Source organism: Indioceanicola profundi (assembly GCF_003568845.1).
Classification (GTDB): domain Bacteria; phylum Pseudomonadota; class Alphaproteobacteria; order Azospirillales; family Azospirillaceae; genus Indioceanicola; species Indioceanicola profundi.
On the sequence record NZ_CP030126.1, the window covers coordinates 2310423 to 2330563 of the forward strand.

18 protein-coding genes are annotated in these 20141 nt (G+C 65.3%); 10 read left to right on the forward strand and 8 right to left on the reverse strand.

The window, feature by feature from the left end:
- Positions 1 to 39 precede the first annotated feature (39 nt).
- Positions 40 to 1179, forward strand: coding sequence for a HAMP domain-containing protein (locus DOL89_RS11035; RefSeq protein WP_119679201.1), 1140 nt, complete (start codon positions 40 to 42; stop codon positions 1177 to 1179).
- Between the two features lie 10 nt (positions 1180 to 1189).
- On the opposite strand, the gene DOL89_RS11040 is transcribed toward DOL89_RS11035, so the two are convergent.
- Entirely contained in the window at positions 1190 to 2263 is a 1074-nt protein-coding gene (locus DOL89_RS11040; RefSeq protein WP_119679202.1) for an efflux RND transporter periplasmic adaptor subunit, read from the reverse strand.
- Positions 2264 to 2444: 181 nt separating this feature from the next.
- Between DOL89_RS11040 and DOL89_RS11045 the strand changes: the two genes are divergently transcribed.
- Complete coding sequence (locus DOL89_RS11045) at positions 2445 to 3743, forward strand: DUF445 domain-containing protein (RefSeq protein WP_119679203.1); 1299 nt, start codon at positions 2445 to 2447, stop codon at positions 3741 to 3743.
- Positions 3744 to 3756: 13 nt separating this feature from the next.
- Here DOL89_RS11045 and DOL89_RS11050 read toward each other — a convergent pair whose 3' ends face one another.
- Positions 3757 to 6870 (reverse strand): efflux RND transporter permease subunit, encoded by a 3114-nt coding sequence (locus DOL89_RS11050; RefSeq protein ID WP_119679204.1) that lies wholly within the window; start codon positions 6868 to 6870, stop codon positions 3757 to 3759.
- A 311-nt stretch (positions 6871 to 7181) separates the two neighbouring features.
- Between DOL89_RS11050 and DOL89_RS11055 the strand changes: the two genes are divergently transcribed.
- From DOL89_RS11055 to DOL89_RS11060, 3 genes are all read left to right on the forward strand, one after another.
- Entirely contained in the window at positions 7182 to 7787 is a 606-nt protein-coding gene (locus tag DOL89_RS11055) for an HAD family hydrolase (RefSeq protein WP_119679205.1), read from the forward strand.
- Positions 7788 to 8038: 251 nt separating this feature from the next.
- Complete coding sequence (locus DOL89_RS24885; protein WP_162937465.1) at positions 8039 to 8308, forward strand: hypothetical protein; 270 nt, start codon at positions 8039 to 8041, stop codon at positions 8306 to 8308.
- Positions 8309 to 8403: 95 nt separating this feature from the next.
- On the forward strand, positions 8404 to 8814 hold the full coding sequence (locus DOL89_RS11060; protein ID WP_119679206.1) for a hypothetical protein: 411 nt from the start codon (positions 8404 to 8406) through the stop codon (positions 8812 to 8814).
- A 1-nt stretch (position 8815) separates the two neighbouring features.
- Here DOL89_RS11060 and DOL89_RS11065 read toward each other — a convergent pair whose 3' ends face one another.
- Together DOL89_RS11065 and DOL89_RS11070 are read right to left on the reverse strand one after the other, a co-directional pair.
- Entirely contained in the window at positions 8816 to 9757 is a 942-nt protein-coding gene (locus tag DOL89_RS11065) for an IS1595 family transposase (protein WP_119679207.1), read from the reverse strand.
- 49 nt (positions 9758 to 9806) lie between these two features.
- Positions 9807 to 10868, reverse strand: coding sequence for a type I restriction enzyme HsdR N-terminal domain-containing protein (locus DOL89_RS11070; RefSeq protein WP_162937467.1), 1062 nt, complete (start codon positions 10866 to 10868; stop codon positions 9807 to 9809).
- A 474-nt stretch (positions 10869 to 11342) separates the two neighbouring features.
- Here DOL89_RS11070 and DOL89_RS11080 point away from each other — a divergent pair, with 474 nt between their 5' ends.
- The 5 genes from DOL89_RS11080 to DOL89_RS11100 all read left to right on the forward strand — a co-directional run bounded on the left by DOL89_RS11080 (position 11343) and on the right by DOL89_RS11100 (position 16564).
- Positions 11343 to 12512 carry a GGDEF domain-containing protein gene (locus DOL89_RS11080; RefSeq protein WP_119679210.1) on the forward strand — a complete coding sequence of 390 codons (1170 nt, stop codon included), beginning with the start codon at positions 11343 to 11345 and terminating at the stop codon, positions 12510 to 12512.
- Positions 12513 to 12737: 225 nt separating this feature from the next.
- A complete protein-coding gene (locus DOL89_RS11085) occupies positions 12738 to 13670 on the forward strand; it encodes an ABC transporter permease subunit (RefSeq protein ID WP_119679211.1) in 933 nt (310 codons plus the stop codon).
- 4 nt (positions 13671 to 13674) lie between these two features.
- Positions 13675 to 15003 (forward strand): high-affinity branched-chain amino acid ABC transporter permease LivM, encoded by a 1329-nt coding sequence (gene livM / locus DOL89_RS11090; protein WP_119679212.1) that lies wholly within the window; start codon positions 13675 to 13677, stop codon positions 15001 to 15003.
- Positions 15000 to 15851, forward strand: a complete 852-nt coding sequence (gene livG, locus DOL89_RS11095) for a high-affinity branched-chain amino acid ABC transporter ATP-binding protein LivG (RefSeq protein WP_119679213.1) — start codon at positions 15000 to 15002, stop codon at positions 15849 to 15851. Before livM ends, livG begins: the two co-directional genes overlap by 4 nt.
- Before the next feature lie 2 nt (positions 15852 to 15853).
- A complete protein-coding gene (locus DOL89_RS11100) occupies positions 15854 to 16564 on the forward strand; it encodes an ABC transporter ATP-binding protein (protein ID WP_119680375.1) in 711 nt (236 codons plus the stop codon).
- Between the two features lie 72 nt (positions 16565 to 16636).
- On the opposite strand, the gene DOL89_RS11105 is transcribed toward DOL89_RS11100, so the two are convergent.
- From DOL89_RS11105 to DOL89_RS11120, 4 genes are all read right to left on the reverse strand, one after another.
- Positions 16637 to 18091: a TrkH family potassium uptake protein gene (locus tag DOL89_RS11105; protein WP_205574565.1), complete on the reverse strand. Its 1455-nt coding sequence runs from the start codon at positions 18089 to 18091 to the stop codon at positions 16637 to 16639.
- A gap of 340 nt (positions 18092 to 18431) precedes the next feature.
- Entirely contained in the window at positions 18432 to 18695 is a 264-nt protein-coding gene (locus DOL89_RS11110; protein WP_119679214.1) for a DUF2312 domain-containing protein, read from the reverse strand.
- A 105-nt stretch (positions 18696 to 18800) separates the two neighbouring features.
- A complete protein-coding gene (locus DOL89_RS11115; protein ID WP_119679215.1) occupies positions 18801 to 19100 on the reverse strand; it encodes a DUF1244 domain-containing protein in 300 nt (99 codons plus the stop codon).
- Positions 19101 to 19171: 71 nt separating this feature from the next.
- Entirely contained in the window at positions 19172 to 20002 is an 831-nt protein-coding gene (locus DOL89_RS11120) for an N-formylglutamate amidohydrolase (RefSeq protein WP_119679216.1), read from the reverse strand.
- Positions 20003 to 20141 lie beyond the last annotated feature (139 nt).

The following is a 20141-nucleotide window of genomic DNA, read 5'->3' on the forward strand; positions in this document are numbered from 1 at the left end:
TCCCAAAGAGGTAAGAACTCGTTCCTTCGGGGTATGCGAATGCATAGCACGGTTCGACTGGCGGATTCCGGCTCTTCCGCCCGCCCGGCACTTTCCAATGCATCGCGCTCCGGTGCCGCGACGGCCTCCGGCCTTGCAGGCGAGGATTCGACGCCGGAGACCATCATCCATCTTGCCGCCCAGGTCTCCGAGGTGGCGTCGCAGAAAACCAACGAGATCGCCGACATCACGCGGCGGATCAAGATGCTGGCCCTCAACGCCAAGATCGAGGCGGCGCGGGCTGGGCAGCACGGAGCCGGCTTCGGCGTGGTGGCGGGGGAAGTGCAGTCCATCTCCACCCAGATCGCGGAGATCACCAGCGGCATGCAGGCGGAGATCGTCGGCACCGCGAACCGGCTCCACCGGTTGGGCGATGCGCTGGTCCAGTCCATGCGCGGCCAGCGGATGGCCGACATGGCCCTGAACATGATCGATATCATCGACCGGAACCTCTATGAGCGCTCCTGCGATGTGCGTTGGTGGGCGACGGACAGCGCCGTGGTCGATTGCCTGGAGAAGGGCACAGAGGAGGCGCGGAGCTGGGCCAGCCGCCGGCTGGGCGTCATCCTGAATTCCTACACCGTCTATCTGGACCTCTGGATCGCCGACCTGGACGGTCGTGTCGTCGCCAGCGGCCGACCCGGCCAGTATCCGGGCGTGATCGGCTCGTCCGTGAAAGCGGAGGGCTGGTTCCGCAACGCATTGAGCACGCGGGACGGCACGGAATTCGCCGTCGCGGACATTGCACGCTGCCCCGCCCTGAACAACAGGGCCGTCGCGACATATGCCACCGCCATCCGCGAGGGCGGGATGGAGAATGGCCGCCCCCTCGGCGTTCTGGGCATCCAGTTCGACTGGGAGCCGCAGGCCATGGCGGTGGTGAAATCCGTGCGGTTGACCGAGGATGAGCAGCGGGAGGGCCGGACCCGGTGCCTGCTGCTGGACAGCACCCACCGGATCATCGCCGCCTCCGACGGGGCCGGGCTGCTGGACGGTCGCTACCCGTTGAGGACGGGCGGCAAGGATACGGGCCATTATCAGGCGGAGGACGGCACCAGCGTGGGCTTCGCCCTGACGCCCGGCTATGAGACCTACAAGGGGCTGGGCTGGTACGGGCTGATCCTTCAGCGCGCGGTCTGAGGCTGCTGCCTCAGGACAGCTTAGGGTCCAGGTCCACGCTCTGCCCTTCCCGCAAGCGCTCCGCCCCCCGGACCACAAGCCGGTCGCCCGGCGACAGCTCCCCTTCCACCGCGATCCATTCCCCCTGGGACAGGGCGGTGCGGACCGGTACGCGCTCGGCCGTGTTGTCGGACTTGATCCGATAGACATAGCTGCCGCCGCCGCGCAGCAGCAGCGCGTCGCGATGGATGGCCACCGCCTCCATCTCCGGCGCGGAGGGCAGCGCCACCTTCACGGCGGCGCCGACGATCCAGGCGCTGTCATCAGGCAGGTCCACCCGCACCTCGAAGGTGCGCGAGCGCTGTTCCCCGATCGGGATGATGCGGGAGATGCGCCCCTCCGCCGGGCCGCGGCTGCCCACCAGTTGGACGGTCATGCCCTCCCGCAGGTTCGGTGCGATGGAGACCGGGGCCTGCACCCGCACTTCCAGATCGTCCACCGCCACCAGCCGGGCGATGCGGGCGCCGGGGCTGGAATATTCGCCGACCTCGATCATGCGCGCGGCGACCTGCCCGGCGAAGGGGGCCTTCACCACCGTCCGCTCCAGCTCCAGCGCTGTGCGCTCATGCGCGACCCGGGCCTGCACCAACTCCTGGGCCAGCACGTCGCGGCGGCTGGTGGCCTCCTCGAGCCGGCTCTGTGGGGCGCTGCCCCTCTTCGCCAGCTCCACCAGTCGGGTGACCTCGCGGGACTGGAAGTCGAGCTGCGCCTCCAGGCTGCGGATCTGGGCTTCCAGCCCCTGCAGTTCCAGCGCCAGGACCCGGTCGTCCAGGCGCGCCACCGGCTCCCCTGCCGCGACCCGGGTTCCGGCCTCCGCTACCCAGACCACGCGACCCGACACCTCCGCCGCGATGGCCGCATCCTGGCGGGAATGCACCGCGCCCGGCATTTCGATCTGCGGAGCCATGGTCCGGACCGCCACGGGCTGGACCACCACCTTGGCCGGGGGCGGCGCGCCCTGCGCCAACGCCGTGTTGGAGAGCGGCAGGCTGAGCGTCAGGGCGATGACGGCGACGGCCCCCAGGTTCGGGCGGTACTGCGGCATGTCGGGCGTCCTCCGGGAGGCTGGGGCGCATCGGCCCCCAATTGTTTCCGGATGCTTACCGGAAATCCCGTATCCGGGGCTTTTCACTTTGTAACCGGCGGGTAAATCCAACCCTTGGCCCTTTCGCCGCGCGGCGTGTTGGTGCTGTGATGGCCCCACCCGGAAGAATCACGGCGAGCCGATGCCTACTGCGAATCTCCCCACCCTTCACCGTTCAATCGACGACGAAAACACCCGTGTGCTGGAGCAGGAACTGCGGCGCGACAAGCTGCTGGCAGGAAGCTGCCTGGGGCTGGCCGCCGCCGCCTGGGGCGCCACCCATGCGGTGGACCTGCCGCCCGGCTGGGCCGGCGCCCTGCGCGCGATGGCGGAGGCGGGGCTGGTCGGCGGGCTGGCCGACTGGTTCGCCGTCACCGCCCTGTTCCGTCGGCCGCTGGGCCTGCCCATTCCCCATACCGCGCTGATCCCCCGCAACCGCGACCGCATCGCCGATGGTATCGCCAATTACATCGACAACGAGTTCCTTGCCCCCGACATGCTGGTGGAGCAGCTTCGCCGCATGGATTTGGCCGCACGTCTGGCCACGCTCCTGCATGACGAGGCCAGCCGCAACCGTGTGACGGAGCTGGCCATGCGCATGCTGCCCGGCATGATGGCGGAGGAGAAGGACGCCGCCATCCGAGGCGCGCTCACCCGCGCCGTGCAGGATGCCGTCAAGCAGGTGGACCTCCGCCGGCCATTGGCCCGCGTGCTGCGGGCCGTGGTGGAGAGCGACGCGCTGGAAGCCCTGCTGGGGGAGATGAGCGACAGGCTGATCATGATGGTGCAGGACCGCCGCGCCTGGCTGCAGGAGGCGGTGGAGAAGCGGTCGCGCTGGTGGATTCCCTCTTCCGTCGACAAGCGGGTTGCCGGCAACCTGGCCGATGCGGCGGTGGAGCACCTGTACGATCTGCGCAGCCCGCACAGCGATGTCGGCAAGGATCTGCGCCGCTGGCTGGCCGACCTGCCGGAGGAGGTGGAGCGCGGCGGCCCGATCGGGGAGCGGCTGACCAGCGTGGTCGGCGCGGCCCTGAACGACGCCAATTTCCAGCAGCTCGTGGACCGGGCCGTCGGCACCATGCGCCGCATCGCGCTGGAGGATATGGAGCGGGATGACAGCCGCATCCGGGAGGTGATCGGCGCTGCCGTCGCCTCCCTCGCCGCGCAGCTTGACGATGCGGAGCTGCGCGCCCGCATCAATGCCAGCCTGGAGGATGCCTTCGTCGCCGCCATCCCCCGCTGGCGGGAGAAGATCCGCACCTTCATCAGCGGCACGCTGCGCAGCCAGGATGTGGAGGACTTCACCCGCCGGCTGGAGCTGCGCGTCGGTCGGGACCTCCAGTATATCCGCATCAACGGCACCATCCTGGGGGCCGCCATCGGCGGGGTGCTGTGGCTGCTGAACGGATGGCTGGAGGGCGGCGGCCCGCTGTTCGGCTGACCGCCCCCGCTCCCTACTCCGCCGCCAGCAGCCCGGCCCCGTCATCCACCGGCCGGGCCTGTGCGCCCGGCAGGCTCTCGCCCAGGCGCAACAAAGCGGGCAGCAGCACCAGGGTGAAGATGGTGCTGACCGACAGGCCGCCCACGATCACCGCCGCGATGCCGCGGTAGATCACGCTGCCCTCGCCCGGCATGACCAGCAGCGGAAGCATGCCGGCGATGGTGGTCAGCGTGCTCATGAAGATCGGCCGGATGCGGGCGCGTAGCGCCTGCTCCACGGCATCCTTGCGGCTGAAGCCGTCGCGCTGGCAGGCGCGGGTCTCATCCACCAGCAGGATGGCGTTGTTGACCACGATGCCGAGCAGGATGATGAAGCCGATCATCGTCAGCAGGTCCAACGGCTGGAAGGTCACCAGGTTGACGATGTCCAGCAGGGCCAACCCGCCTACCGTGGCCAGCGGGATGGAGATCATCACCAGCATGCTGTCCTTGGCTGAGCGGAAGACCAGCGCCATGAGCAGGAACAGGAGAGCCAGTGCGATCAGGAAATTCTGACCCATGGCCGCCACCGTCTCATCCAGCCGGTCGGCACTGCCGCCATAGGAGATGACGCCATCCGCCGGAAGGAAGCCGCGGAGCTGCGGTTCCGCTTCTTCCCGCAGCTTGGTCAGCACCTCTTCCAGTGCGATGCCCTCCTGCGGATCGAGGTTCAGGGTGATGGTGCGGCGGCCGTCGATGCGCTGGATGTTGGAGGGGCCGACGGTGCGGGTCACGTCCACCAGCTCGCCCAGGGGAACGATCCCGCCCTCCGGCGTAGCCACGGGAATCGCCTCCAGCTCCTCCGGCCCGGTCCAGGACGGCGCGCGCAGAATGATGTCGAGCCGCTTGGCGCCGTCGAAATGCTCCCCGAGCCACAGCCCGTCGCCCAGAGCCCGAACCACCTGCCCCACCTGCGGACGGGTCCAGCCCGCCTCCTGGATGCGGCGGTCGTTGGGCAGGATGTCGAGTTGGGGCTGCGACATCTCCGGATTGGGGTTGGCGAAGACGTTGACGCCGGGGAACATGTCGCGCAGGAGCTGCTGACCCTTCTCCGCCGCCTCCGCCAACGCCTCCGGGTCGCCGGCCTGGAGGTGGACGGACACATTGCCCTCCGCCCCCAGCCCGCCGAACAGGTTGCCGCGGTTCGGGAAGGCGCCGACGTCGGGGAAGCCGGCCAGGATTTCGTTGCGGACGATTTCCATCATCTCGTCCAGGCGGCTTTCATCCTCCAGCCGCACGGCGAAGCTGCCGCCGCCGGGCCAGCCCAGCATGTAGAAGTTCTTGGCCTTGGGCTGCTTCTCGCCCGTGTAGTAGGGCATCATCCGGTCGACGATGACCTTCGCCACCTCGTCCCGCGACAGGTCGACGGAGGTGCCGACGGGGAAGTTCAGGAAGGCGTCCACGCTGTCGCGCTTCACCGGCGGCAGATAGGACAGGCTGGGGAACAGCAGCCAGGAACCGCCCAGGCTGGCCGCGATCAGCAGGCCGATCACCGCGACGCGCCGCTTGGCATCGGCTGTCAGCCCCATGATCCGGCGGGTCAGCCACTCCACCCAGCGGGCATCCTCCGCATCCATCCGCGGCGTGACCTTCATCCAGCGCGCGGTCGCCACAGGCAGCACCGTGAGGCAGATCAGCAGCGACACCGACACGCCCACCGCGATGGTCAGCGCCAGATCGGCGAAGATCTGCCCCTCCACCTCGCGCATGAAGACGATGGGGACGAAGGTGATGACCGTGGTGGCGGTGGAGGCGACCAGGGCGGCCGTGACGCGGGACGCGCCGGAGAGGGATGCCTCGTCCGCCCCCTCCCCCCTGTCGCGGCGCTTCACGATGGCCTCCAGCACCACGATGGCGCTGTCGATCACCATGCCGACGCCGAAGGCCAGGCCGGCCAGGCTGATGACGTTGATCGACCGGCCGGTGAGCGACAGCAGGAAGAACAGGGCCAGCAGCGTGATCGGAATGACCATGCCGATCAGGAGGGTGAGCTGGGTTCGGCGCAGGAACAGCCAGAGCACGCCCACCGCCAGCACGATGCCGGCCAGCAGGTTGCCGGTCAGCAGCCCGATGGCGTTGTTGATGTAGACGCTGGGATCGAAGGACTGGTTGTTGGTGAGGCCGCGCTCCGCCATCGGGCCGTCGCGCAGGCTCTCCATCAGCGCCTTCACCTCGGTCAGGGTGGCCAGCACATTGGCCCCGCTTTCCCGCATGATGCGCAGGCCGATGGCCTCGTTCCCGTTCTGGAAGGAATAAGTCCACTGGCGGCCCAGCGCCACCTTCACCTCCGCCACGTCGCCCAGCCGCACCGGGCGCCCTTCGCGCCATTCCAGCACCAGATCCGATAGCTGGTCGGGCTGGAAGCGACCCTTGAAGCGGACAGTGTAGATGCGGCGGCCATCATCCACGAAGCCGCCGGTCACGTCCTGCGCCCGTCCGACGAGCTGGGAGATGTGGGGGATGGTGATGCCGTACTGCGCGGCGCGGATGGGATCGAAGACGACCTGCACCTCCTCTTCCGGCGCGCCGAAGCCGCCGCCGAAATCCACGTCGGCAACGCCGTCGATGGCCTCGATCCGGGGAATCACCTCGTCCTGGAGCCATTGATAACTGTCCGCCAGCTCGCCCGGCGTGCCGGGAAGCTTCTGGACGAAGTAGTAGATCAGCGTGTCGTTGGCATTCCCGCCCCCCTGACCGCCGCCCATGATGATCCGCGGCGGATCGGCGTCGGCCGGCAGGGTCGGCATGCGGTTCAGGCGGCTGATCACCTCCAGCAGGGTTTCCTGCATGTCGGTGCCGATGTTGAACGTCAGGCTGACGAAGGCGGAGCCGGGATTGGCGAAACCCGCCATCTCATCCACGCCGGGCAGCCCATCCAGCACATCCTCCATGGGCTCGAGCAACTCCCGCTCGACCTCCTGGGGAGAGGCGGCGCGCCAGGACGCCTCGATGCCGATCTGCGGCTGCTCGATATCAGGGAAGAGCTGGACCGGAAGGGTCAGCACGCTCCAGATGCCCGCCACGGCCACCACCAGCACGGCGACCAGTAGGGCGGCCGGATTGCGCAGTCCCAGCCTGACAATGGACATGGCCTGGTCTCCCCCGGACGGCCCGGGGTCCCGTCGCCGCGGGCGGCGGCGCACTTCTGAGGAGGACCGTCGGGCACGGTCGGGCGGGTCCGGCGGGCAGAGCCCCGGTGGCCGTCCGACCGCACCGACACTAGGCCGCTTCCCGCAACGTGAGCGTTTCAGTATGTAACGGCCGGGTAAATCCCGGCTGCACCGCCCTGCACCCCAGAACCCGCCGAACCGGGACGGATCGGCGCAGCCCCCTTCCCGCCCCGGCCCTACCAGGGCACCATACCTGCCCGCACCAGCAGGAAGGACGGCCCGGAACAGCCATGTTGGACATTGAAGCACTGTTGCGGCAGAGCCGCGCCATCATCTTCGACTGCGACGGCACGCTGATCGACACGCTGCCGGTCTACGCCCGCGCCTGGGGCATCGGCCTCGGCTCATCCGGCACGGAGATGCCGCCGGACTGGTATCTGAGCCGCGCCGGCAACTCCGAATATGTGCTGATGGACCAGTTCGAGACATATGCCGGGGTGAAGCTGGACCGCGGAGAAGTCATCCGCCTGATGCGGGCCGCCTTCCTGGAGGGGCTGGACCAGGTCCGTGAGATCGGGGCGGTGGCCGCCATCGCCCGCCGGCACCATGGCCGCCTGCCCATGGCCGTGGCCTCCGGCGGGTCCCGCGCCATCGTCACCGCCAGCCTGGAGGCAACCGGCCTGACCACCCTGTTCGACGCCGTGGTCACCATCGACGATGTCGGCCGCTCCAAGCCCGAACCCGACCTCTTCCTGGAAGCCGCCCGCCGCCTGGGCGTTTCCCCGTCGGATTGCCTGGTGTTCGAGGACACCAGGGAGGGCCTGGAGGCCGCCCATCGCGCCGGCATGAGGGCGGTGGACGTGGCGGATGTGCTGAGTGTGAACGGCCGAGCCTGATACAGGCGATTTACACTGCCAGCGCAGAACGGCCTCTCACACCTTCAAGTAGCTGAACAAGAAGAGCGGCTTTCAGTTGGCATACACAGCAGCCGTTTCCTTTAGACGATCTGCAAAGCCGTAAAGCTCGTCGATATTGTCGATTCTTATTAAGGCTTATCCCGTTCCGTCCGGTGAACCCAACCCATAGAATCGCTTGACATTCGATTGCATTGTACATACATTGGGTTACGCCAACACGGAGGTGTTCCATGCGTCAGTCAGTCACCATGCGGCTTGATCCCAGCGTGTTGAGTGCGGCCCGCAACAAGGCAACGCACGATAACCGCAGCCTCACGAATTACGTAGAAACGCTCATGCGGAAAGACCTTCAGATGCGACCCGATGAGCCTTCAATCGAAGTTATCGCGCCGCCCGACATCCGCCGGGCCGTTGCTGTTCCATTGCCGGGCGAGACCGAAGAAGAACGTCAGCGCCGTGACGCGATCTTCCATGCGGTGCTCGATGCTGGCGGCTACTGATGCAGCCGCCCTTTGAGCCTCGTCAATTCGTCTGGTGTCAGTTCCCCTACTCTGAAGAACCCCTTCGGCCGGGACCCGATGAGCATGTTGGATATGTGGCCGACATCCGGCGGATCGACGGCAACGCCCACTTAACGGTCATGTCTCTCTACACGACGACCACCAAATGGGAACCTGGTGTGCGGCTTCCTCTCGGCGTAATCCCCGTCGATCCCGCATTGGCCGCGAAGATGAACCAGAAGGGGTTCGTCATGGACGCGCGGCGAGTTGCTTTCATTCCCGTGAACAACGGGTTCTTCCCTCGTTTGAAGAACCCGGACAAGGGTATCGTTCACACGGCGTCGCTGAAGTTTCATACGCTCGTAGAGAACACGCTGATGGAATTGGCAAAACGCCCGGAACTTATCATCAAGCTCGGGCCTGATGTACCGGGAATGGCACGTCGCCCCTCACGCTCTCAACGAGATGAGGATAGTGGTCCGTCGGGTCCATCTGGCATGTTCTAGCTCAAGCCACTCTGGCCCTGATGTCGTCGTAGGTCGCTGGTCCAACCGCCACGCCAATCCCAATCAGTCGCTCGAAGGCCGAGCGGTAGCTGTGACGCCGGTTCCAGCGAAACACGAACTCGTTCAGATAGGCGTCCAGATACTTCCGCCGGAAGCCATGGAAGACGCCGATACCCCAGCGTTTCAGGTTCGAGAAGACGCGATGAATCCACGGCATGATGATGTGTGCAGCCATCTTGCCGATGACGCGCGGCGTGTGATCGAAGCCGTTCAGCCCGTAGTAGCTCTTGTTGTCATCGGTCCAGATGTGGCTACCGCCCTCGATGTGGTCTTGAATGAAGCCTTTCAAGGTCTCGCCTCGATAGTCCGGGATGACCTTCAGCCTGATGCGGCCGGGCTTGTTGCCCGCCTCCAGTTCGACAGCACCGACGACGGCGATCTTGCCGATGGGGCTCCGGCCCTGGCCGCCGCCGATGGGGTCGTCGAGCGTGCGGAAGGGCAGTGTCGTCTCATCGACCTCGACATCGCCGGACAACATCGTGCGGTCAGGATCGATCATGGCCCGGCGCAGCTTGTGCAGCAGCAGCCAGGCCGTCTTATAGGAGCCGAGATCCAGCTTTGCCTGTAGCTGGAGGGCGGACATCCCGTTCGAGTGCGTCGCCATCAGGTGTGCCGCCAGAAACCATGTGCGCAGCGGCACCTTGGTGCCGTGCATGAAGGTTCCGGCCGTCACGGAAGTTTGCTGCCCGCAATCTCGGCATTCCCAGGTCCATCGCTTGGTCTGGAGCTTCCACCCGCAAACGGAGGCGCACTCCGGGCAGATGAAGCCATCAGGCCAGCGGCGCTGCTCCAGATAGGCGGCGCAAGCGTCGTCATCCGGGAACCGGTCCTTGAAGGATTGGAGCGATGGCGGCCGGTTCGTGCTGTTCCAACGGGCTGGCATAGCCAAAGCCTGCAATTCCCGGCGCGGAGAGTCAATCAGCCTGCCGAGGTCATCCGACTAGGGATGGTGGGCACCGGAAGGAACGGGATAAGCCTTTTCTTATTTTATCCTCCGACTTATCGGGTCCGAAGATCGTAATGTACCGAACAGACTTGCTGTTGAAGTGAAGCCGTGCGAGGGGGCGACGATTGTTGTCGTCAACCAGAATAGCGCAATAGGACTTGGCATCGCGCATCACTACCCTATCTGCTTTGATCACACTCCTTACAACGGCCTTGATAATGTGGAAGCCTTCCAGCTCCTCTTCCGTTGTTACTATTTCCGGGTCTACCTCTGTAGGCGCAACGGCAGGCGAAGAGGTGGGAGTTGAGATAGTGCGGGAAGTTGGAGCAGCCCCTGTAGCTTCGAGGGCGGATGTGAGCCTTTGGCTTACCAAGTCACGTATCGCATCGTTGAAAGCGGACGCGACCAAGGGAGCGAAATCGTCGCGGACCTTCTGTGTATAACGCCCATCAAATACACGACCTACCAACATCCTGATTATTTCCTCTGAAGGAGCATCAAACTCCTTCATCAGCTCCATTTTAATCGCGCTGCTGTATTTGAGATTGCTTGCGGTCGACAGGATAACGTCAACATCAAAGCTGCTGAATGCGAATTTTTGGAGTTCGGTGAGATCGCTGGCCCGATGGTCAAGAACGTTGAACTGGAAGAACGGTCGTTGATCCATCTTATTGGGCGCGTCCAGATCCGTATAGAACCAGTAATCGATTCCATTTGTCAGGATGGCGAACCGCGACTCCGTCACGGAAAAATACCTGTATAATTGTGACATGTGGGCGCCTGCCAGATTTGCGCCGCAGCCCTTACATTCAATCAGGATCGAGATGCTTCCGCCAATTTTAATAGCGTAACCAACTTTTTCACCCTTCTTTGTTCCCACATCTGCCGTGAATTCAGGAACCACAACGCCTGGATCGAAGACATCGTATCCAAGTGCGCTCAGGAAGGGCATGACAAAGGCTGTCTTACACGCTTCCTCCGTCAGAACGCTTTCCTTTTGTTTCTCGATACGGCCTGCAAGCGCCTTGATCTTTTCAACAGTGTCCATCTGCTTCTCCCCGCGCAACTCAGGCAGCAATCCTATCTAAAGAGGTAAGCGGACGCCAGGGCGCATTTTCTGCGCGAGTGTGGGCAACTGGAATATGCGCATTGTCGATGCTGTCATCCCATCAGCCTGGAAAGGGAACAGTGTGCGGAAACCGTCGCTGCACGCCTTGCTCTTGAACCCTTTAAACTGGATAAGTGCGATGATGGTCCTGTCTACGGATATGCCCCCCGCATAGAAACCGACTTCCCACACAGGCCAGGAAGAGCTAACTTTTTAGTTATAGTTTTCTCCAAGTGCTGTAATCTGCCGTAGCAGAATGAGCTTTGGCATTCACCTATGGTCAAGATTTTGCGCATATTCCGAAACTGCTTCGGCTGCAAAATCTTGCGTTGGGCGGGTGGTTGAGAGCGTCGCTTCGGGTCGGACAGGTGCAAGTCGTCGGGTGAATTGCCGGCGGGGTCGGGACGGGTCGGGATGAAGTATGAGCGCAGGGTCCGCTGGTTCATGGTTGCGATGTTCGCGGTCACCGCAGCCGTCTTCATCGGCGAAGGCGCTGCGTTCAAGCAGACCCATCAGGACTATGTCGATACCGTGGATCAGGTCGACCGGATCACCGAGCGTATCCGCATCTCCCGCCGCGTCTATCTTGACCTGCTGAACGCGGAAACCGGCCAGCGCGGTTTTCTTCTCACCAACAATCCCGCCTATCTTCAGCCCTTCGAACACGGCATCAGCCAGCTCTCCGACGATCTCAACGCCTTCCGGCAAACCCAGCCTGCCCGGCGCGCCGCCCTGGTCGCGGAGGTGGAGCAGCTCAGCCAGGCCAAGGTGGATGAGCTGCGGAAGACCATCGCCCTGCTGCAGGTCGAGGGCTTCTCCGCAGCACAGGCTGTCGTCCATGCCGATGAGGGCCGGATCTATATGGAAGGCATCCGGACCATACTGGAATCCGTCATCATTGAGGATGAACAGCAGCGCACCGAGCTGAACTCCGGGATGGGGGATAGCATCAAGTCCAGTTCCTTGAGCTGGCGCATCGGGTCGGCAGCGGTGCTGATCGCGCTGACCCTGGGCACGATCGGGTTCTGGCGCGTCTCTGCCCGCAATGCCCGCCTGAATGAGCGGCTGTACCACGAATCGAAGCATGACAGCCTGACCGACCTGCCCAACCGCAGCTATTTCCGCCAGACGCTGGACTACATGCTGGCGGTGGCGAAGCGGGAAAGGCTGCGCACCGCCGTGCTGTACCTGGACCTGGACGGGTTCAAGGCCATCAATGACGAGATGGGACACGACAAGGGCGACGTGGCTCTGGTGGAAGTGGCGAATACCCTGCGCGAACTGATGCGGGAGTCGGACTTCGTGGCCCGGCTGGGTGGCGACGAGTTCGCCATTCTGGTGCCTACTGCCGATGGCGACCTAATCCCCATGTGCCAGCGCATCCAGGCCGCGATCCAGGCCCTGACCCCGCCGGCCCTGGAGGGCCGCCGTCTGGGGGCCAGCGTGGGCGTCGCCATGTATCCGCAGGACGGCGACACGGCCGACCGGCTGCTGGAGGTCGCCGACCAGCGCATGTTCGAGCGCAAGCGGGCGACGAAGGCGCATGCCCAGCACCGTGGCGCGCCCGTGGCGGCGCACGGATAAGCCGCACGACAGGCCCATGGTCGCGTCGCGCCGTTCCGTCTGTGTCCGGTCACCGGCCCCGAAGGATGCTGCTCCTGCCATAGCCGGCTGGATGATTGCGCCTTCCGATTCAATGCGATTGCCCCGGACCTGCCGGCCTTACGTGCTTGCCCCTTGCAAGGGCGGCAAGTACGCTGGCCGCCAAGCATCAGCCCGGCACGAACCGGGCGCAGGAACAGGGGTTCCATGGAGATCGGGGCAGCGCTCGGGTTCTTTCTGCAGAACCTGATAAACGGCGTCACGCTGGGCGCCATCTACGGGCTGATCGCCATCGGCTATACGATGGTGTACGGCATCATTCGCATGATCAATTTCGCCCATGGCGAAATCTACATGATCGGCGCCTTCGTGGCGGTCCTGGCCTTCAGCGTGCTGGCGGCGGCGGGGATCACGGCGGCGCCGTTAGCTCTGATCATCGTGCTGGGCATCTCCATCGCCTTCACGGCCGCCTATGGCTGGACAGTGGAGCGGGTGGCGTACAGGCCCCTGCGCGGATCGGGCCGGCTGGCCCCGCTGATCAGCGCCATCGGGATGAGCATCTTCCTGCAGAATTACGTCATGTTGACCCAGGGCGCTCGTCCCAAAGCGCTGCAGCCCGTCATCACCGGCGGCATCGACCTCTGGCAGGGTCCCAACTTCACCCTGACGCTGAGCTACAGCCAGCTCTTCATCGTTGCGGTGACGGTGGCGCTGATGGCGGCCTTCACCGTACTGATCGCCCGAACCCCCCTGGGCCGGGCGCAGCGCGCCTGCGAACAGGACCGCACCATGGCGGCCCTGCTGGGCATCAATGTGGACCGCACCATCAGCCTGACCTTCGTCATGGGCGCCTCCCTGGCCGCAGTCGCCGGCGTGATGGTCACCATGTATTACGGGGTGATCGACTTCTTCATCGGCTTCCTGGCCGGGCTGAAGGCCTTCACCGCCGCAGTGCTGGGCGGGATCGGGTCTCTGCCGGGAGCCATGCTGGGCGGGCTGCTGATCGGGCTGATCGAGGCGTTCTTCACCAGCTATGTCAGCGGCGCGTACAAGGATGTGGCGGCGTTTTCGGTGCTGATCCTGGTGCTGGTGCTGCGCCCCTCCGGCCTGCTGGGCCGGCCCGACATCGAGAAGGTGTAAGAGCATGGCCGCGATGTCGCTCGACCTGCCGCGCCGCCTGCGGGATGCGGGACTGGCGGCGCTGATGGCGCTGTTCCTGGCGGTGCCCTTCATCGGCCTCCGCACCGTGGCTGACGGTTCGGGGCTCAGCGTCGTCACCCGCTGGGACGGGGTGGTTGCCGCCGTGGCAGTGGTGTTCCTGGGCCGTCTGCTTCTGGGCTTCGCCAGCGATGCCCTGGCCGGGTGGCGGGCGCGGCGGCCTGCACGGGCCAGGGCCCCGGCGTCCGCGGATGCCGCTGGCCGGGCCGCACGGATCTTCGGCATCGTCGCCATCCTGTTCGCCCTGGCCCTGCCCTTCATGCCCTTCAGCAGCACCAATGTCATGAACTGGGGGCTGCTGGTGCTGACCTATATCCTGCTGGCGACGGGTCTGAACGTCACGGTGGGGCTGGCCGGGCTGCTGGATCTGGGCTTTGTGGCCTTCTACGCCATCGGCGCCTATGCCTGCGGCATCCTGGCCCCGATCCTGGGGCTGGGATTCCTGCCAATGATGGTGATCAGCGGGCTTGTGGCGGCCGCGTTCGCGGTCGTGCTGTCACTGCCGATCCTGCGGCTGCGGGGCGACTACCTTGCCATCGTGACACTGGGCTTCGGCGAGATCACCCGCATCGTCATCACCAACTGGCAGAGCCTGACCGGCGGCCCCAACGGGCTGCGCATCCCGGTGAACCCCTCCCTGCCCGGCCTGTCCTTCGAGCGGCGGTCGCCGGATGGGATGCTGAACTTTTATGAGCTGACCGGGCTGCGCTACAGCGGTGAGCTGAAGCTGACGGCCTACTACTACATCTTCCTGGCAATCGTGCTGCTGGCCATCTGGGCCGTCTGGAAGCTGCGCCGCCTGCCCATTGGTCGGAGCTGGGAGGCGCTGCGGGAGGATGAGATCGCCTGCCGGTCGCTGGGCATCAATCCCACCGCCAGCAAGGTGTCGGCCTATGCGACGGGCGCGATGCTGGGCGGACTGGCCGGGTGCTTCTTCGCCGCGCGCCAGGGCTTCGTCAGCCCGGAAAGCTTCACCTTCATCGAATCCGCCTTGATCCTGGCCATCGTGGTGCTGGGCGGAATGGGCAGCCAGATCGGCGTCGTCATCGCCGCCAGCTTCATCGTCCTGCTGCCGGAAATGGCGCGCGAGTTCGCGGATTACCGGATGCTGGTATTCGGGGCGGCCATGATCCTGATCATGGTCTGGCGGCCGGGCGGGCTTCTGTCCACCCGTGAACCGGCGCTGCGCCTGTCCGACAAACGACAACCGCCCCCCGGCGCCTCCCCCTCCCTCAGCACGGGAGCCACGCCATGACAGCGCCCTTGCTGGAGGTCACGGACCTGACCATGCGGTTCGGCGGGCTGGTGGCGGTGGATTCCCTGTCCCTGACCGCCGCCACCGGCGATATCACCGCGGTGATCGGTCCCAACGGGGCAGGTAAGACCACCGTGTTCAACTGCCTGACCGGGTTTTACCAGCCCACATCCGGCCGGCTGCTGCTGCGCCACCCGGAGCGGGGCGAGGTCGAATTGCAGAAGCTGTCGGGTTTCCAGGTGGCGCGCTACGGGGTGGTGCGGACCTTCCAGAACATCCGCCTCTTCCCGCGCATGACCGTGCTGGAGAACCTGCTGGTGGCCCAACATGTGGAGTTGATGCGCAAATCCGGCTTCTCCATTGCCGGGCTGCTGGGACTGAAGGGCTGGCGCGATGCGGAAGCCAAGGCCCTGGATCGCGCCCGCTTCTGGCTGGACCGGCTGGACCTGCTGGCCGTGGCGGATGAGGAGGCCGGCAATCTCTCCTACGGCATGCAGCGCCGGGTGGAGATCGCCCGCGCCATGAACACGAACCCCTTGCTGCTCTGCCTGGACGAGCCGGCCGCCGGCCTGAACCCGCGCGAGACGGCGGCATTGGGCGAGTTGCTCCAGTCCATCCGGGCGGAGTTCGGGATCGGCGTGCTGTTGATCGAGCATGATATGAGCCTGGTGATGGGCATCAGCGACCGCATCTTCGTGGTGGACCACGGCAAGAAGATCGCCGAGGGCACGCCCGCCGAAATCCGCACCGATGAGCGGGTCATCAAAGCCTATCTGGGCGAACCGGAGGAGGCTGAGCTGCCGCCCGTGGTCGCCCAGGACGTGGATGCCGGAGGGCCGGCAGCATGAGCATGCTGGAACTCACCGGCGTTCACACCAGCTACGGTCCAATCGAGGCGCTACGGGGCGTGGACGTCACGGTCGAGGCCGGAGAGATCGTGACCCTGATCGGGGCCAACGGCGCCGGCAAATCCACCCTGCTGATGACCATCTGCGGCAATCCAAAGCCGCACTCGGGAAGCGTGGTGTTCGAGGGCCGCGATCTGGTGGGTCTGGCCCCGCACGAGATCGCGCGCCTCGGCATCGCACAGGTGCCGGAGGGGCGTCGCATCTTCCCCCGCATGACGGTCTTCGAGAACCTCCAGCTTGGCGCGGTCCTTTCGAACCCGGAACATTTCGATGCGGATATCGGGCGCTGCTATGACCTGTTCCCGATCCTGAAGCAGCGCCGTGACCAGCGGGCCGGCACCCTGTCGGGCGGCGAGCAGCAGATGCTGGCCATCAGCCGCGCGCTGATGAGCCGGCCGCGCCTGCTTCTGCTGGACGAGCCGTCTCTGGGGCTGGCCCCGCTGATCATCCGCCGCATCTTCGATGTCGTGGCCGAGCTGAACCGGTCCCAGGGCATGACCATCCTGCTGGTGGAGCAGAACGCCTACCATGCGCTCAAGCTCGCACACCGGGCCTATGTGCTGGCACAGGGACAGGTGGTGATGCGGGGCAGCGGTGCGGAGCTGCTGGCCAATCCGGAGGTGCGGTCGGCCTACCTGGAGGGCGGGCATTAAGCCTGCCGCAGTGCCAAGTTGGCCGGTCACGCGCGAGCCTGGCGGACAGGCTTCGCACCTGTGCTTCCGCCGTCAGCTCCGCCAGAAGTTCGGGCTGAACAGCACCAGGACGGTGAACAGTTCGAGCCGGCCGAGCAGCATGGCCAGGGAGAGGACCCATTTGGCCTCATCCTCCAGCGGGGCGAAGGAGCCGGCGGGGCCGATGATGGAGCCGAGACCGGGACCAACATTGTTCAGCGCCGTCGCCACGCCGGAGATGGAGGTGACAAAGTCCAACCCCGTCAGCCCCATCAGCACCGACAGGATCAGCAGCAACCCGACGAAGACGAAGACGAAGCTCATTACCGAGATGATGACGTCGCTGTCCACGGGCTTGCCGTTATAGGTCAGCGCCAGGACCCGGCGCGGACTGAACAGCCGATTGATCTGGGTGCGCAGGGCCAGCCACAGAATCTCATACCGGAACATCTTCACGCTGCCGGTGGTGGACCCGGTGCAGCCGCCGATGAAGAACAGCAGGAAGAACAAGGTCACCGGCCCCGGCCCCCACAGCGTGTAATCGCCCAGCGCATAGCCGGTGGTGGTGGCGATGGATACGACATTGAAGGAGGCATGGCGCAAAGCCTGCTCCACTTCCAGTCCGGCCTCGACATGCAGATAGGCGGTCAGGGCCAGGCTGATGGTGACCAGCAGAATCAGGAAATGTCGGACCTGACTGTCCCGGAGCAGCGGCACGGCATCTCCCCGGACCAGGGTGATGTAGCGGACGAACGGCAGGCTGCCTGAGATCATGAAGACGATCAGAATCCAGTGCACTGCCGGTTCCTCCCAGTAGGCGGCGGAGGCGTCCTGGGTGGAGAAGCCGCCGGTCGCTACCGCCGTCATGGCATGGTTCACGGCGTCGAACACGCTCATGCCCGCAAATACCAGCAGCACCGCGCAGACTACGGTCAGGGAGAGATAAATCCAGCCGAATCCCAGCGCCAGATCGGTGGCGCGCGGCATTGCCTTGTCCGACTTGTCGGAGGATTCGGAGCGGAAGAGCTGCATTCCGCCGACCCGCAGGAAGGGCAGGATGACAATGCCCATCACCACGATTCCGATGCCGCCCAGCCATTGCAGCAACGACCGCCAGAGCAGCAGCCCCGGCGGCTGGTTGCCCAGCCCCGTCATCACCGTCCCGCCGGTGGTCGTCAGGCCCGACATGCTTTCGAAGAAGGCATCGGCAAAGCCCAGCCGCGCCTCGGAGAACATGAAGGGCAGCGAGCAGAACAGACAGACCGATACCCAGGCAGCGGTGGTCAGGACGAAGGTCTGCCGCAGGTTCAGGCTGATGTCCGCCTGTCGGTTCGTCAGCATCAGCAGCACGCCGAAGAACAGGGACAGCGCCGAGGACACGCCGAACACCTGCCAGTCGCTGTGGCCGATGGCGAGATCCACGGCCAGAGGCGCCAGCATGGCCACTGAAAGAACCAGCAGCAGGCAGCCGATAACGTAGAAGATCGGGCGGACGTCCAGGACGGCCATGGAACCCCGGAATGAAGTGAACGGAACCGGCATATCGGCAGATGCCGCTGGCAAGGGACAGTGCGCCACGGCGATGCCGGACGTAAAGACCCGGCATGCCTGCCAAGGCGGATGCCCCACCCCTCTCTTCCCCTACCCTCATAAGAGGTAGGAAGGCAAGCGTGGTGGCCTGTTCACGGTAAGGGGGCTTGCAACCGGCCCGCGGTAGGAAGGGCCGGCAGGTCCCGTAGTTCCGGGATTGAGCCCGAGCAGGTCTGCCATCCGGAAGCCTGCGGCCATGACAGGGCCGCAGGCTGGAAGCGGAAGGGCCGCGCCGGTTTTCCGGTGCGGCCCCTGTCCGTTATTCCATGCCGAGTGCGGCCATATACAGCTCCAGCAGGGCGTCGAGCTCCTGCCGGTCGTTCTTTTCCATCTTCCGGAGGCGGATGATCTGACGCATCACCTTGGTATCGAAACCGGTGCCCTTGGCCTCGGCGAAGATGTCCTTGATGTCGTCCTGGATACCCTTCTTCTCCTCCTCCAGACGCTCGATGCGCTCAATGAAGGAGCGCAGGCGCTCGCCGGCAATGCCGCCGACATCGGCGGTCGTCGGTGCCTCGGACATTCGTATTCCTCTTTCGGATGATCCCATGCAGGCCGGGGACCATATCCAGACGCGCCGCCCCGCGCAAGCTGAGTCCAAGCCTGCGCGGGAGACAAATGCGTGCCGTCAGTGCGCGCCCTGGCTGGACTTGGCGAAGGCCGCCTTCTGGGCGTCCGTGGCCTCGTTCTGGTGCTTGGTCTTCCACTCCTCGTACGGCATGCCGTAGACGATCTCGCGCGCCTCGTCGTAGCTCATCTCCAGCCCTTTCTCCTCCGCCGCGGCCCGGTACCATTTGGAAAGGCAGTTGCGGCAGAAGCCGGCCAGGTTCATCAGGTCGATGTTCTGCACATCCGACCGTTCGCGCAGATGTTGGACCAGCCGGCGGAAAGCGGCGGCCTCCAGCTCGGTGCGGGTCTTCTCGTCCATGTGGTCCTCCCAGGAATGACGGGCTTCAGCATATCGGCGGCCGCAGCGCGATGACAACGGGCGGCCCCCGGCTAATAGAGCCGCGTCTCACGCAGCTCCGGCCCCGCCAGGATGGGCTGGAACAGCCGGGCCAGTCGGCCGGCCCAGGCGGCAGCCTTCGCTTCCGTATCGATCAGGTCTTGCCGGATCTCCAGCATCACGGAGGGCAATCCGGCCGGCTCCGCATGGGTATTGATGGTGTAGCCCATAGCGCCGCGTGCGGTGTAGGGCTCATTGTCCCCGACCACCAGATCCCCCTCCGCCCTGAGCGCCGCCATCAGCGGCACGGCGATGCGCGGATCGCGGTTCCACAGAATGCCGATATGCCAGGGCCGGTCGAAACCCTCGGACAGCAGCCGTGGGGTGAAGCTGTGCACGCTGATGATGGCCGGCACCACGCCCCGCGCCCGGCATGTCGCCAGCCTCACCGCGATGCGGTCATGGTAGGGCTGGAACAGCGCCGCCAGCCGCTGCTGCCGGTCATGTTCGCTCAGGTTCGTGTTGCCGGGGATGACGGTATTATCGCTCACCGGCGGGATCAGCGTGGGATGGTCCAGCAGGCGGTTCACATCCACGACCAGCCGGGAATAACCGGACAACACGGCTGGTGCGTCCAGCAGACGGGCCAGTTCCCGCGTCACGTCCGCCGCCCCGATGTCCCAGCCGATGTGGCGCGCCAGCTCCGACTCGGGCAGGCCGAGATTGGCAAGGCGGCGCGGGACGCTGTTGGATGCGTGGTCGCAGACCAGCAGCGCGGGTGCGGCGCCGTCCGGATTCAGCTCCGTGACGGCGGGCGGATCGTCCGGGCCCAGCAGCGCGGGGACGGGCGGATTTTCGACGGTTCTGTCGGGGCTGTGCGGCATGAATCGGTTCTAGCGCACTCCGCCGCATCGCGGCAATCCGGCCCGCCGGATTGGCCGGCGTCAAATCCGCGCCACTCGTGTTGACCCATCCGGTTGCTTTCCCGCCCATGACCTGCATGATCGGGAGCGCTGCCGATTT